This is a genomic window from Bacillus sp. R86525 (genome assembly GCF_042466195.1).
In the GTDB taxonomy this organism is placed as follows: Bacteria; Bacillota; Bacilli; order Bacillales; family Bacillaceae_G; genus Bacillus_A; species Bacillus_A nitratireducens.
Genome location: NZ_JAXHPX010000007.1, coordinates 953978 through 968384, shown reverse-complemented (window position 1 = coordinate 968384; position 14407 = coordinate 953978). Strand labels below are relative to the sequence as shown.

Here is a 14407-nt window from a genome sequence, read left to right as displayed (position 1 = left end):
TGCTTTCAGTCTATGGCACTCTCTCCCTATATGGCGATTTTGTAAGCTACTCTTCTCTATCAACGTTTTTCGTTATTTAACTTTTATTGTATGTTCATTACAAACATATACTTCAACTTATTATAAGAAGTTTTTTATTTGTTCGCAACCGGGCTTTGTAAATAATACGTTAAAATCCCTGCTGCAACTGCAACATTTAATGATTCTGCCCCGCCATAAATTGGAATATACAAGTTTTGATCAGTTTTCGCAAGAATTTCTTGGCGTACGCCGCTTCCTTCATTTCCTACAATTAATGCAAAACTTCCGGCCGGTGTTACTTCACCGTAAGGAACTCCATTTTCAAGAGCTGTTCCATATACAGGGACATTATTTTCTTTTAACTTGTCTACCCATTCTTCTAAGTTCCCTTTTACAATTGGTAAGCGGAAAATAGAACCTTGTGTAGAGCGGAGTACTTTACTATTATAAACATCAACGCATCCTTCTCCAAGCACAACGGCATGAATACCAGCTGCATCAGCTGTACGAATAATCGTTCCTAAATTACCTGGGTCTTGAAGGCCGTCTAATAAAAGAAACTTCCCATCAGTAAGAGCTACTTCTTTCTCATGCTTTTCACAAACAGCAAATACACCTTGCGTTGTTTCTGTTTCACGAAGTATTTTTACAATGGCTTCAGGTACAATATACATTTCCACATCATTAACTGTCCAATCTTTCGGAAGATCTGTCTGATCAGAAACGATAAGTTCTGTTACAACTCCCGCCTTTAAAGCTTCCTCTACTAAATGGAATCCTTCTACAAAAAATAAACCTTTTTTATCGCGCTCTTTTTTCGTCTGCAGCTTTTTCCACTGCTTCACACGCGGATTTTGTACTGAATCAATGTTTTTCATAATATGTATTTCCCTCTCTTCTTGTCTTATCATTATAGCCTATTTTTCATACATATTTACATAAAAAAGAACAAAAACTAACGTCAGTTTCAATTCTGAAGAAGAGGTGAAAATCATGAGTTTTAATTTACGCGGCGCTGTATTAGCGAATGTAACTGGGAATTCACAAGACCAATTACAAGAAACGATTGTCGATGCAATTCAAAGCGGTGAAGAAAAAATGCTTCCAGGTCTTGGCGTTTTATTCGAAGTCATTTGGAAAAATGCTGATGAAAATGAAAAACACGAAATGTTAGAAACACTGGAGCAAGGATTAAAAAAATAAGCAATTTGAAAATCACCTTAGCATAAGCCGAGGTGATTTTTTTCACGAAATTTTTTTTCTTCTCCTAAACATTTCTACTTTACTAACGCTGATTGATGGAGTACAATGTTCAAAATACATTTAAACCGATCGATTTTCTTCATATACACCATTAGATAAAGTGAAACTTTAATCAGTGGGGTCCCCCCGCACTGATTATTAGTTGAACCAATCGGGCTTTTACGGGCAGTTGATTCCCCACCTAACTTCCTCGTATTCGCCGAATTTTGAGGTGGGAATCTTACTGCCCGTTAAAGCGGGATAAAAGGAGTGAATATTTTATGCACCGTATTACGCTTGAACAAATTTTTAAACATCACATTACACAAAAATATGTAAACCGTTCTGGAATGGTCCACGCGATTGCTGTCGCTTACCATGCGTTTCACCTAGCTAAAAAGCATCACACCTCAGTCGATGCTGCGACAAAGGCTGGTCTCCTTCATGATATCGGACACCATACGTGGTACACAGGCGGTGAATGGGACTATGACTTGTATAAAAAGAATGATATACACGCAATTAAAGGAGCGGAAAGAGCTCATAAATTGCTTATTAGATTAGGAGAACATCCAAAACTAGCAAAAGAAATTTCTGTTGCAATTCTTCTGCACACCGATTCTTTCCTACTAGAACAAACGCTTGAAAGAACATCTCTACAAAACGTTATTAAGTGGGCAGATGAAGCCGATGAAGAACCGGGTGGCGCACATCATTATAGAACGATTTCTTATGAAAAAGCATTGAAAGCTATCCAACAATTAGACCGATTGGTAGAGCGTGAATTGCAAATAGAGCAATCGAAATCGAATAACAAGGCAAAACATAGTTATCAATGAGAAAGAGGCATCACTACAGAGTGATACCTCTTTTATTATTTCCCCCTAAAAAACAAACGGAATATTTCAAATTTGAATCTTGTATGTAATATTTAAATGTAACATTCCAAATTCAAATCAACTATAATTTTATATATAAATATAAAGAGGTGATTTGAACATATGCAACCCGCTACACAAATTCCACACGAACAGAAAAACTCTATGTCATGGTTACACTTTCTTGGAGTTTTATTCATTCTCTTTCCGTGTCTCTCATTAATAAATATACTCTTTACATTTTTACCTATTGAGTTATACGGATACATTAACCCAGATACAAATAAACATTTGCTTGAAGCTATAAAAAATGTAAGTTATGAATTAGTTGCCCTACTTTTACTAATCGTATATATCATGAAATATAAACCACTGAAAGAACTAGTATTACCTACATTCGATTTTCGAGTTTTAAAATCTTTTCAGATGTACATCTATGTTCTCCTTTATTATGTACTCACCCTGTTTGTAGATATGTTTGTACTAGATAAATTATTCCCTTCATCCGTACAAGAACAGTCTGATGCATTACAACTTTCAACACTAGAGCACTATCCACTTCTCTTACTTCTAGCTGGTGGGATTTTTGCACCTATTTTTGAAGAGCTTGTATGCAGAGGTATTCTTCTTCGTTTTTTCGAAGAGAAGTTTACCTTTTGGCCAGCTGTAATCCTCTCAAGTTTAATTTTCGGTATTGCTCATACGTACTCTGTGGGAGTTATGATTAGCGCATTTATGACGGGAATATTTGCTTGTTTATTGTACAAACAAACTAAATCTATTATTCCAGCTATGCTATTACACATTTTGACTAATGTAATCGCCTTTTCAACGTAAAAAAGAGGTATCATCCCGATACCTCCTTCATCCTTTTATAACAACTTCAAACTCCTCTTCTGTTAACACTTTTCGATCATTCGTATCGTTACTGCTCATTTCTATCAAATTATTCATAATCATTAACAATATCCAAAGTAAACCTCATGTAGTAAAATATTACTTAATTAATATAAAGGAGTTTGTATATGTTCAGTATTATTTGGATGCTTTTTATGCCGCTTCTCATATTGTGCGGATTTGCTGGTGGTATTTTTTTGTGGTAACCGGAATTATTCATCGTAAATTCCTTGCTATTTTAATGGGAATTATTTGCTGCTCATTCGTTATAATGCCTTTTATTTTTTTGAACAAAGATATAAACGGAGAGGATGTTCTTCATATTCCAGCGGTTCTATATTGGATGCTTTTCTCTCTAGCTGGTTTATTAGCAGGGATTAATCGGGCACGTTCAAAAATTAAAAGTATACGTAATATGGAATTCATTATTTTCTCGTTAGGACTGTTCGCAGCTATTTGTTATCAGCTCATGTCTATGCCTGATTCATATTTCATTCATTAAGGAGTTATTACACATGGAAGTTACCGGATTGTTAGTTTGGATTATCTTAGGCCCTATTTTGATGCTATGTGAAGTCATCGTGGGCATTTTTTTAATTGCTGCCGGAATTAAATACCGAAAATTACTTACCTTTATAGCGGGATTGATTAGCATATCGCTTATCGTTGTTCCTATCATTTGTATAGGCTATGGAATAGATTTAGAGCGGATGCTCCCAATTTCAGGAACTTTATATTGGAGCTTCTTCCCTTTAGCCGGACTATTAGCTATTATAAGCGGGAGACAATTCACACATATTCGTTCTATGGGGATAATTTTGTTTATAACGGGATTATGCTCTTTGACTGCTTATCATCTTTTATATTTAACTACATAAAAACATAAAAAAGCAGGGAAATTAATTCCCTGCTTTTCTACTTGGTTTATTGCCTGATGGTAAGAAGAACGATAACACCCAAGCAATACCGGCTAATATTGTGGCAATTAAGAAGGCATCGTTAATACCATTAATCGCAGATAGCTTTGAAATTTGTCCGAATAATAGTTGCGTGCTCATCGCATCTCCTGCTTGAGCTGATCCGGCTAATGCCGCTAAGCTTTGGCCCATACCGTGTACTTTATCAACTAAAATCGGGTTTGATGTTGTTAACATATTGCCGTAATCCGCTACGTGAGCAGTAGTTTGTTGCGTCATAAGCGTGATTAATATCGCTGTTCCAATTGAACCAGCTACTTGTCTTGACGTATTTTGCGTTGCTGTACCGTGAGAAATTAATTTCATCGGTAACGCGTTCATACCAGCCGTCATAATTGGCATCATAATGAATGACATACCAATTGAACGTATAATATAATCCGTCATAATAACGCTATACGGTGTATCCATCGATAACGTTGTAAATTTATATGTCGCAAATGTTGTAATGGCTAATCCGACAATTGCTAACGGACGAATACCATACTTATCAAATAGTTTACCTGCAACTGGTCCCATAATCCCCATAATTAATGATCCCGGAAGGAGTAGTAGACCAGATTCCATCGGCGTAAAGCCGCGAATATTTTGCAAATATACTGGAAGTAATAACATACCTCCGAATAATGCCATCGTTACGATTGCGTTAATTACTAATGTGAAAGTGAACGTTGGATATTTAAACACTTGTAAATCGAGCATTTTATTGTCCGTTGTTAACTCTCTCCAAATAAATACTGCTAAACCAATGACACCGATGATAAGTGTTATAACAACTTCTGCACTAGTCCAGCCATTATTTCCAGCTTCACTAAATCCGTACAATAAGCTTCCTAATCCAATACTTGAACTAATAACACCAAATACATCTAACTTTGTTTTAGACACCGGCTGTGCTAGTGTGAAGAATTTTAAAGATAAGAACGTAATAATTAAACCGATCACAAACATACCGTAGAACATTAAGTTCCAGCTATAATTTTCAATCACCCAACCTGTTATAGTTGGTCCAATAGCTGGCGCTAAAATCATTGCTACCCCTAGTAATCCCATCGCTGCTCCGCGCTTATGAGGCGGGAATAATGTCATGAAGATATTCATACCAACCGGCATTAAAATACCTGCACCGACCGCTTGAATAATGCGGCCCGTCATCATCATTGTAAAGTTACCTGATGTAGCACAAATGATAGATCCTACCGTGAAAAATAACATTGCCGCTACGAATAATTTACGATACGTAAATCGTGAAACTAAAAAGGCACTAATCGGTACTAAAATTCCGTTTACAAGCATGAAGCCTGTAATTAACCATTGGGCCGTTGAAGTTGATACGTTAAATTCATTCATTAATGGAGGCAATGCAACATTAATGATTGTTTGGTTTAAAATAGAAACGAACATACCAAGAATTAATACAGCTACAACTGCCTTTACATTCACATTCTCTACCGGCAATTGTCTCTTCAGCATTTCTTTTTCCTGCTTTACTTGCTCTTGCTTCCCTGTTTCTAATTCCACTACGTTAGAAGCTTCTATTTCTTGTTTTTGTTCAAGTTCTGTTTCTGCTTTAGTTACCTCTATTTTACTTACGGCTGGGACTTGTTCTTCTCCCATATTCGTTTTTTTCTTTCGTAAAAGACGATTTACAAGGAAGAAGACGATTATACAAAATAGTGCATATCCTACAATTGCAATTGAGGACATCTCATCTCCCCCTTACTTATGAATACGAACTGACACATTCATTCCAGGAACAATATTTACTGATTTACTATGATCTAAAGAAATTTTAACTGGTACAACTTGCTTTACTTTCGTATAGTTCGCTGTTGCGTTACTTGATGGTAACATCGAGAATGTATTCGCTGTTGTTAATCCAACTTGTTCTACTTTTCCTGTTAACGTTGTATCTGGGTATGCATCTACATATACATCTACTGTTTGACCTTTTTGAACATCATCAATAGTTGTCTCTTCAATGTTTGCTGTTACCCATAAATTACTCATATCAAATGCGTATGCAATTGGGCTACCTGCTCCAACGAACGCGTTTGTTGTTGCGTTTGATTGTACAACCGTAGCATTTTGCGGAATTGTTACGTCTACTGTTTGTTCACCATTTGCTCCTGCTACAGTGACAGCACCTAATTTATCGTTTTCATTGTAGTCTTTTCCTACTTCAGCTTTCCAGTCTGTTAACTTACCTGCTACCGGTGATGCAATCGAGATTACCTTTCCGTCAATTTTTGCGTTGTCTGTTTTTAAATAATTTTCTGCTTGATTGTAGTAGTAATAACCGCCGATACCGCCGCCAACTAATACAATTAATGTGATAATGTTGATAATTACCATTCTTCGAAACTGATTCATTGCATTCCTCTCCTTATATCGCATATAATTTTTTTCTAAACTATTTACATCCTTATTGTTTATATTGCTTAATTGTTAATTATATTAACTTTTAAACAAAAAAATCACACCCTTTGCAGTACAAACCTTATTTCGTCTGTCTGCGAGCGGTGCTGATTTCTGAAGGACTATCGTTTATAATTATAAATAATTATGCCGAATCTACAACCAACAATTTAAACCTATATGTTGTTTAAACAACATTACACTATATATGTGTTGTTTAAGTTAAAAAAATTAAACGAGGTGAAGTAAAATGTCTATTAAAAATACAAATGATCCACGTGTAAAACGAACGAGACAACTCATACAGGATGCTTTTGTCGCTTTAGTAGGCGAAAAGGGCTTCGAAAATGTAACTGTGCAACATATCGCGGAACGTGCTCCTGTAAATCGCGCTACATTTTATAGCCATTACCATGATAAATATGATTTATTAGACAAAAGCATAGAAGAAATGCTAGAAAAATTAGCTGAAGTAATTAAACCACAAAATCGAAATAAAGAAGATTTTCAGCTCACTTTTGATTCACCGCATCCAACTTTTTTAGCTTTGTTTGAGCATATCGCAGAAAATACTAATTTCTATAACGTTATGCTCGGCGATAAGGCAGCTGGAAACTATTCTTATAAAATGATGAAAACAATTCAAACACATTTAACATTAAGCTTATCTATTTCCCAGCCAGATGATGAAGACCTTATGGTCCCTCGTGATATTCTTATTAGTTATGTTACAGGCGCTCATATCGGAATGATTATGTCATGGTTAAAAAGAGGCATGATTTATACCCCACATTTCATGGCAATGCAATTAACTCGCTTAATTATTTTAGGAGCTCATACTGCAGCAGGATTAGAAAGACCGTTTTAAAAATGGAAAAAGCGAAGGAGGTTATCCTTCGCTTTTTTCTATTAATTAAATGTAATGTTATGTACAGCCTCTTTATCAAGACGTTTAATAACTTCTACAATTAACTTCACTGCATTTTCATAGTCATCACGGTGTAACATTGCCGCATGAGAATGAATGTAGCGTGTCGCAATCGTAATTGCCATAGACGGAATACCGTTTACAGAAATGTGAATTGCTCCTGCATCTGTTCCCCCGCCGGCTACAGAATCATACTGATATGGAATTTGTAATTCATCAGCAACATCAACTACAAAGTCACGTAAACCTGTATGACCAATAACAGAAGCATCATATAAAATGATCTGCGGTCCATCGCCCATTTTACTTTGCGCTTCTTTTGACGTTACACCCGGTGTATCTCCAGCGATACCAACATCTACTGCGAACGCGATATCTGGTTTGATATAATTCGCAGATGTTTTCGCACCACGAAGACCAACTTCTTCTTGTACAGTCCCAACGCCGTATACAACGTTGGGATGTTTTTCATCTTTTAATTGTTTTAATACGTCAATTGCAATTGCACAACCAATTCGGTTATCCCATGCTTTTGCAAGTAACATCTTTTCATTCTTCATTACTTGGAATTCAAAGTAAGGTACAACTTGATCTCCTGGTCTTACGCCCCACTCCATTGCCTCTTCTTGGCTAGAAGCACCAATATCGATGAACATGTCTTTAATGTCAACTGGCTTTTTACGAGCTTCTGGAGGTAAAATGTGCGGTGGTTTCGAACCAATCACACCTGTTATATCTCCTTTACGCGTTACAATTGTTACGCGCTGTGCCAGCATAACTTGCGACCACCAGCCACCAACCGTTTGGAAACGAAGGAAGCCTTTGTCATCAATTTGCGTAAGCATAAAGCCAACTTCATCTAAATGACCTGCAACCATAATTTTCGGACCGTTTTCTTCCCCAACTTTTTTCGCAACTAAACTTCCTAAATTATCAGTAGAAAGTTCATCTGCAAACGGCTCAATATATTTCTTCATTACTTCACGTGGTTCGCGCTCATTACCCGCAATACCTCGTGCGTCTGTTAATTCTTTTAGCATTGTCAATGTCGCGTCTAATTTTGTCATTGCCAACACCCTCCTTTTTCTTCAGTCACTTTATTATATAAAAGGAAATTGAAATATTCAAAAATTAAATTAGTATCCTTGTGTTTGACGCTGATGATTTACTTCATTTTTGTCTAAATACGCCTTTTCAATCTCTTCTTGTTCAAATTCAAGCGCTTGTCCAAGGCGAAGATAACTTGTAAATAGTTCAATATAGTTCGTAATAGAAGGTTGATCTGTAAATCGAATCACTTTTGCATATGTGTCTAAGAAAATTTCTACTTGTGTTTTATTCGTTTGCGCACATTTATAGAATAAGAAGTTTTTATCAATTCCTAAATCGATTCCGATTGATAAGATAAAATGCAAACCATCTACGTATTCTTCTAATATTACTTCACGCTCTGATGCTGGTTTATTGCTCCAATATTTAAAACAACGTGTTTCATTTGCAAGTTCTCCAATTTCTACAAGAAGAGCTAACATTTTTTCTTTTAACAATTTTTTCGGTTGTAAGTCATGTTCTTTCACAATACGGTCATCTAATTCTTTTTGTAGTTTAAATAGTTGTAGTAAGTCCATTCTATTGTCCTCCTCCAACATCGCATTTTACGCAACAATGTTGTTTCATCTCAAAGTTCATTATTATTTTTCAGTTCTTATTAACAAGTCAGCTACCTAACTCTTTATAAAATAGCTTGTCCTTAATTTGCAAATACGTTTCAATCATCGCTATTCGATTGTTCACCTCATTGGTGATGGCTAATATTTAGCCGAGGATAACACCCCACTGATTAAAGTTTTACTTTATCTGATGAAAGTTCCATATCATCTTTCCATTATAGCAGTGTCGTTTCTGCTAGGAAAGATACTCTTCTTTCCAAAGGAGCATAAATAAAAAAAAGCCAGGAGGATTCTCCCGACTTTATACACATATTCTTCTATATCACTATAGTTTTCGCATTGATTTTGTCATATCGATAACGATAATAAGTAAAAGATTTTACAATTCATTGAATATTTGCAATGAATGTAAATAAAAAAACCTTAGAAGAAAAATCTTCTAAGGTTTCAACTAATTAATTAGTTAATGTTGTTTTTTGCAACTGTTGCTAATTCAGCGAAAGCTTTTTCGTCATGAACAGCTAAGTCAGCAAGCATCTTGCGGTTAACTTCGATGCCAGCATTTTTAAGACCGTGCATTAAGCGGCTGTAAGAAAGACCATTCATACGAGCTGCTGCGTTGATACGTGTAATCCATAATTTACGGAAGTCACGTTTCTTTTGACGGCGGTCACGGAATGCATACATTAGAGATTTCATAACCTGTTGGTTAGCAACCTTGAATAATGTATTTTTAGAACCGTAATAACCTTTTGCTAATTTTATTACTTTTTTACGACGTTGACGAGTAACTGTACCACCTTTTACTCTTGGCATAATATTACCTCCTAATTGTTCTATATATCAGCCGAACTTATTTTAAGTTGTCAAGCATTTGACGAATGCGTTTGAAGTCACCAGCGCTTACTACACCAGCTTTACGTAATTTACGTTTAGCTTTTGTAGATTTGTTAGCGAATAAATGGCTTGTGTAAGCGTGAGAACGTTTCAGTTTACCTGATCCAGTCTTTTTGAAACGCTTTGCAGCGCCGCGATGAGTTTTTTGTTTAGGCATAGGTATTTCCTCCTCTATCTATTACTTATCGTTTTTCGGTGCTAAAACTAAGAACATACTACGTCCTTCCATTTTAGGCTTAGATTCGATTGTACTAACTTCAGCACAAGCTTCTGAGAAGCGATCTAAAACACGTTGACCGATTTCTTTATGAGTAATGGCACGTCCTTTAAAGCGAATTGACGCTTTAACCTTGTCGCCTTTCTCTAAAAACTTGATAGCATTACGAAGTTTTGTGTTAAAGTCGTGTTCATCAATTGTTGGACTTAAACGAACTTCTTTCATGCTGATTACTTTTTGATTTTTGCGCTGTTCTTTTTCTTTCTTCTGTTGCTCAAAGCGGAATTTACCGTAGTCCATAATGCGGCATACTGGCGGTTTCGCATTTGGAGCAACTAATACTAAATCAAGATTAAGATTTGCAGCTAAGTCTAAAGCGTCATTACGAGACTTGATTCCAAGTTGATCGCCATTTGCACCAACTAAACGTACTTCACGTGCACGAATTTGCTCGTTAATCATCATATCCTTGCTAATAGTAAGCCACCTCCAAGGTTTTTTCAGAATATGTTTTGTAATTGTAGAACCCGAACAAAAAAAGTGCGGGCATACGGCACCCACACTTGTAATATCTTAAGTAAGAAATACATTTACCTGCTAACTGCGAATGCGTCCATCAGGTGAGAAGCGGGTGCTTCTACTTGTTCCAAAACCATATTCTATTATCCTTGATGAGTTTATCATAGGACATGACGTCTGTCAAGAAGACGCGATGTGTTTTACTAACAACAAGAAATATTGTAACAAACAACTAACATACTTGCAATACTTTTTTATGATAAGTATCGTTTGGTTATTTTTTCTAAATTTAATTATTTATAATACATAAGAAAGCCGCGGTATACCGCGGCTCTTTCTTATCGTTTTCCTTCTACTTTAATCATGTCAACAAAAGCATCTAATGCGATTGTTTCTGATTTTTGTTCACCATATTTACGTACGTTTACGCCGTTTTCAGTTACTTCATTGTCACCTACTACAAGCATGTACGGGATTTTTTGCATTTGTGCTTCACGGATTTTGTAACCAATTTTCTCTTCACGAGTGTCTAATTCAACACGGATACCAGCACGTCGTAATTCATCTTGTACTTTCTTCGCATAATCTAAATGCACTTGTGGAGAAACAGGAATTACTTGCGCCTGAACTGGAGCTAACCAAGTTGGGAATGCGCCTTTGTATTCTTCAATTAAGAAGGCTACGAAACGTTCCATAGTTGATACAACACCACGGTGAATTACAACCGGACGATGTTGTTTACCGTCTTCACCAACGTAAGTTAATTCAAAGCGTTCCGGAAGTAAGAAGTCTAATTGTACAGTTGAAAGTGTTTCGTCTTTTCCAAGAGCAGTACGAACTTGAACGTCAAGTTTTGGACCGTAGAATGCCGCTTCACCTTCAGCTTCATAGTAATCAAGACCCATTTCATCCATAGCTTCTTTTAACATACCTTGCGCTTTTTCCCACATCTCATCATCAGCATAATACTTTTTAGTATCTGCTGGGTCACGATAAGATAGACGGAATGAATAGTTTTCTAAGCCGAAATCTTTGTACACTTCTAAAGTTAAGTTTACAACACGTTTTAACTCTTCTTTAATTTGATCCGGACGAACGAAAATGTGCGCATCGTTTAAAGTCATTCCGCGTACACGTTGTAATCCAGATAACGCACCTGACATTTCATAGCGGTGCATTGTTCCAAGTTCCGCAATACGGATTGGTAATTCACGGTAGCTGTGAATATCATTTTTATAAACCATCATATGGTGAGGGCAGTTCATTGGACGAAGAACTAATTCTTCATTATCCATTTCCATTGATGGGAACATGCCATCACGGTAGTGATTCCAGTGACCAGAAGTTTCATAAAGCTCTCTGCTTCCTAGTACTGGAGTGTATACGTGATCATAGCCTAAGCTTGCTTCTTTATCAACGATGTAACGCTCAATAATGCGGCGAATTGTCGCACCTTTTGGTAACCAAAGTGGTAAACCTTGTCCTACTTTTTGGCTATTAGTAAATAGTTTTAACTCTTTACCTAATTTACGGTGATCGCGCTCTTTCGCTTCTTCAAGCATACGTAAGTGCTCATCTAATTCTGCTTTCTTAACGAATGCAGTACCGTAAATACGTTGTAACATTTTATTATTGCTATCGCCGCGCCAGTAAGCACCAGCAACGCTTAATAATTTAAATACTTTAATCTTCCCTGTAGATGGAAGGTGAACACCACGGCAAAGGTCGAAGAATTCGCCTTGCTCATAGATTGAAATAACTGCATCTTCTGGAAGATCGTTAATTAAATCTAATTTTAACTCATCGCCGATTTCTTCAAAGCGACGAAGTGCTTCTGCACGTGGTACTTCATGACGAACGATTTCTAAGTTCTCGTTCACGATTTTTTGCATTTCTTTTTCGATTTTCTTGAAGTCTTCAACTGTAATCGCTTCTTCCATATCAATATCGTAGTAGAAGCCATTTTCGATTACTGGACCAATGCCAAGCTCAAGCTTAACATCTTTATATAAACGTTTTAACGCTTGTGCTAAAAGGTGAGCTGTTGAATGGCGTAAAATGTATAAGCCATCTTCAGAATCTAATGTAATAATAGAAACTGCACCATCTTCTTCGATTGGTGTAACAAGGTCGATCATCTCATCGTTTAATTTTCCAGCCACAGCTTTTTTCTTTAAGCCTGGGCTAATAGAAGCTGCGATTTCTTCAGTTGTTACGCCTTTTGGAAACTCCTTCACAGCTCCATCAGGGAAAGTAATTTTAACTACATCTGCCATCACTGGTCACTCCTCTTTTTTTCAAAATAAAAAACACTCATCCCGTAAAAAGGGACGAGTGTTGAATTCGTGGTTCCACCCTTGTTCCAATTAACCTTATTGTTAATTGCTCAAGTTCAACATAACGGTGTTGTCCGTTAGCAATTACTAGAAAAACGTTCACTGCTAAAGTTTAGAGGTGGTAAGTAATAATCCCGTACTAGGAAGCTCGCACCCTAAGGCTTCCCTCTCTGAAAATCGTAGATAACTACTCATGTCCTCATCATGACATTTCGATATATTTCATTTATGTAGGTAATTATATGCTCAAAAACTTAGAAAATCAAGGGCGTTACCTTTATTTTTTAAATTTTTCACATTGCGCTCAAACTCATGTAATCCATGTAATTGGACCCGTTCTTGAAATACATTTCGCAAAGTAACAATCATGTTATGATCTTGTTCTTTCGTATATAAATAAATCTTTTTCGGCGAAATAGAAAGAAGTGGTGCAATTACTTTCGTATCGATATATACATCCTTTTGCTTTAATAATTCTTCATCTATATATTGGACCAACCTCTCCTGTTTTAAACGTCTACCTTTATCATCATAGAAAATAAAACTTTCATCAAAAATAAGATGTACACAGGACAAACGTGATTTCCGGCCACTTACTTGTTGACGAAGGGTCTCAATGAACATTTGGTATTCTTGCTCCATTTTATATTCCTCAATTGCAACTTCAGCAAGTCTGGCTACCATTTCCCTATATGTACGAAGGCGAAAACGAACATATGATGAAAACGAGAATGAAAGCGGATCACAAAGCCAATCATTTAAAGACGACATAATATAGGTCTCAAATTTATGACGCGTTAAATCACGAGCCACTCCTTTTCTTCTTTCTTTTAATATCTCCTGTGCCATATGCAAGATTTGATGACACTCTTCTTGTTCTTCGTAAAAAAACTTTTCCTTTAAAATGGTATGAATCCATTCATTTTGTTTCACATTCATAATGAAATATAGTAGTACTGGCAATAAAATCTTTTCAATATAATTCGATTCACATAATGGTATATGAATAATAACCTTTTTCCCATCTAAATATACACTTGTTTCCTTGTATAAAGATTCCGTTCTTTTCTTTAGTTGTCTGTATACGTGCGCAGCATCATTTTTTTCTTCGAAGCAAATTTCAATCACTTTTGTCCCCCCTTTTATCCCCGCTCTAAAGGATTGCATCTATACGTTACAAATCCTATAAGAGTCCGATCTGTGGAAGTTCACTCTTAGTAGAAATATATCTCCCATCGTTAGAAAATCCACTCGATATGGCTTGCTAATTTTATATATATTAAGGGGAAGAGAAAAAAATGATACAAGCTACTATGAATTTTCAACAATTTGACCATTATGATAAAGTGAAACTTTAATCATTGGGGGTTTTGTTCATCCCCTACTGATTATTAGCCTTCACGAATT

General features: G+C 36.2%; 15 protein-coding genes, 1 pseudogene and 3 other annotated features (1 of these 19 only partly in view). Of the genes and pseudogenes, 6 read left to right on the top strand and 10 right to left on the bottom strand.

Going from position 1 to position 14407, the window contains the following annotated elements:
- Positions 1 to 72 (bottom strand) — a binding site (T-box leader) (it extends 157 nt beyond the left edge of the window).
- Positions 73 to 134: 62 nt separating this feature from the next.
- On the bottom strand, positions 135 to 932 hold the full coding sequence (locus SJY24_RS07510; protein ID WP_002077446.1) for a TrmH family RNA methyltransferase: 798 nt from the start codon (positions 930 to 932) through the stop codon (positions 135 to 137).
- An 82-nt stretch (positions 933 to 1014) separates the two neighbouring features.
- Between SJY24_RS07510 and sspI the strand changes: the two genes are divergently transcribed.
- From sspI to SJY24_RS07485, 5 genes and pseudogenes are all read left to right on the top strand, one after another.
- Positions 1015 to 1224 carry a small acid-soluble spore protein SspI gene (gene sspI, locus SJY24_RS07505; RefSeq protein WP_000009515.1) on the top strand — a complete coding sequence of 70 codons (210 nt, stop codon included), beginning with the start codon at positions 1015 to 1017 and terminating at the stop codon, positions 1222 to 1224.
- 320 nt (positions 1225 to 1544) lie between these two features.
- Entirely contained in the window at positions 1545 to 2102 is a 558-nt protein-coding gene (locus SJY24_RS07500) for an HD domain-containing protein (RefSeq protein WP_377864271.1), read from the top strand.
- A 162-nt stretch (positions 2103 to 2264) separates the two neighbouring features.
- Complete coding sequence (locus SJY24_RS07495) at positions 2265 to 2978, top strand: CPBP family intramembrane glutamic endopeptidase (RefSeq protein ID WP_377864270.1); 714 nt, start codon at positions 2265 to 2267, stop codon at positions 2976 to 2978.
- Positions 2979 to 3166: 188 nt separating this feature from the next.
- Positions 3167 to 3540 (top strand): annotated as a pseudogene (locus tag SJY24_RS07490) (ammonia permease).
- 13 nt (positions 3541 to 3553) lie between these two features.
- Complete coding sequence (locus SJY24_RS07485; RefSeq protein WP_000454109.1) at positions 3554 to 3916, top strand: hypothetical protein; 363 nt, start codon at positions 3554 to 3556, stop codon at positions 3914 to 3916.
- Between the two features lie 21 nt (positions 3917 to 3937).
- Here the strand turns inward: SJY24_RS07485 and SJY24_RS07480 are convergent, their stop codons facing one another.
- Entirely contained in the window at positions 3938 to 5722 is a 1785-nt protein-coding gene (locus tag SJY24_RS07480; RefSeq protein ID WP_377864269.1) for a DHA2 family efflux MFS transporter permease subunit, read from the bottom strand.
- Positions 5723 to 5734: 12 nt separating this feature from the next.
- Entirely contained in the window at positions 5735 to 6388 is a 654-nt protein-coding gene (locus SJY24_RS07475) for an HlyD family secretion protein (protein WP_377864268.1), read from the bottom strand.
- Between the two features lie 295 nt (positions 6389 to 6683).
- On the opposite strand from SJY24_RS07475, the gene SJY24_RS07470 reads away from it, so the two are divergent.
- Positions 6684 to 7301: a TetR/AcrR family transcriptional regulator gene (locus SJY24_RS07470; protein WP_000023662.1), complete on the top strand. Its 618-nt coding sequence runs from the start codon at positions 6684 to 6686 to the stop codon at positions 7299 to 7301.
- A gap of 41 nt (positions 7302 to 7342) precedes the next feature.
- On the opposite strand, the gene SJY24_RS07465 is transcribed toward SJY24_RS07470, so the two are convergent.
- The 7 genes from SJY24_RS07465 to ytxC all read right to left on the bottom strand — a co-directional run bounded on the left by SJY24_RS07465 (position 7343) and on the right by ytxC (position 14128).
- Entirely contained in the window at positions 7343 to 8428 is a 1086-nt protein-coding gene (locus SJY24_RS07465; protein WP_000163562.1) for a M42 family metallopeptidase, read from the bottom strand.
- 69 nt (positions 8429 to 8497) lie between these two features.
- Positions 8498 to 8989 (bottom strand): dUTP diphosphatase, encoded by a 492-nt coding sequence (locus SJY24_RS07460; protein ID WP_000365057.1) that lies wholly within the window; start codon positions 8987 to 8989, stop codon positions 8498 to 8500.
- Between the two features lie 501 nt (positions 8990 to 9490).
- Positions 9491 to 9847: a 50S ribosomal protein L20 gene (gene rplT / locus SJY24_RS07455; protein ID WP_001138362.1), complete on the bottom strand. Its 357-nt coding sequence runs from the start codon at positions 9845 to 9847 to the stop codon at positions 9491 to 9493.
- Positions 9848 to 9884: 37 nt separating this feature from the next.
- The gene (rpmI, locus tag SJY24_RS07450) at positions 9885 to 10085 is read right to left on the bottom strand and encodes a 50S ribosomal protein L35 (RefSeq protein ID WP_001125945.1); all 201 of its coding nucleotides are present in this window, start codon (positions 10083 to 10085) and stop codon (positions 9885 to 9887) included.
- Positions 10086 to 10106: 21 nt separating this feature from the next.
- Positions 10107 to 10610, bottom strand: coding sequence for a translation initiation factor IF-3 (infC, locus tag SJY24_RS07445; protein ID WP_000973214.1), 504 nt, complete (start codon positions 10608 to 10610; stop codon positions 10107 to 10109).
- Positions 10611 to 10673: 63 nt separating this feature from the next.
- Positions 10674 to 10794: a sequence feature (ribosomal protein L20 leader region), on the bottom strand.
- A 208-nt stretch (positions 10795 to 11002) separates the two neighbouring features.
- A complete protein-coding gene (thrS, locus tag SJY24_RS07440) occupies positions 11003 to 12940 on the bottom strand; it encodes a threonine--tRNA ligase (protein ID WP_002190845.1) in 1938 nt (645 codons plus the stop codon).
- Positions 12941 to 12987: 47 nt separating this feature from the next.
- Positions 12988 to 13215: a binding site (T-box leader), on the bottom strand.
- 31 nt (positions 13216 to 13246) lie between these two features.
- Complete coding sequence (gene ytxC, locus SJY24_RS07435) at positions 13247 to 14128, bottom strand: putative sporulation protein YtxC (RefSeq protein ID WP_098766918.1); 882 nt, start codon at positions 14126 to 14128, stop codon at positions 13247 to 13249.
- Positions 14129 to 14407: the final 279 nt, after the last annotated feature.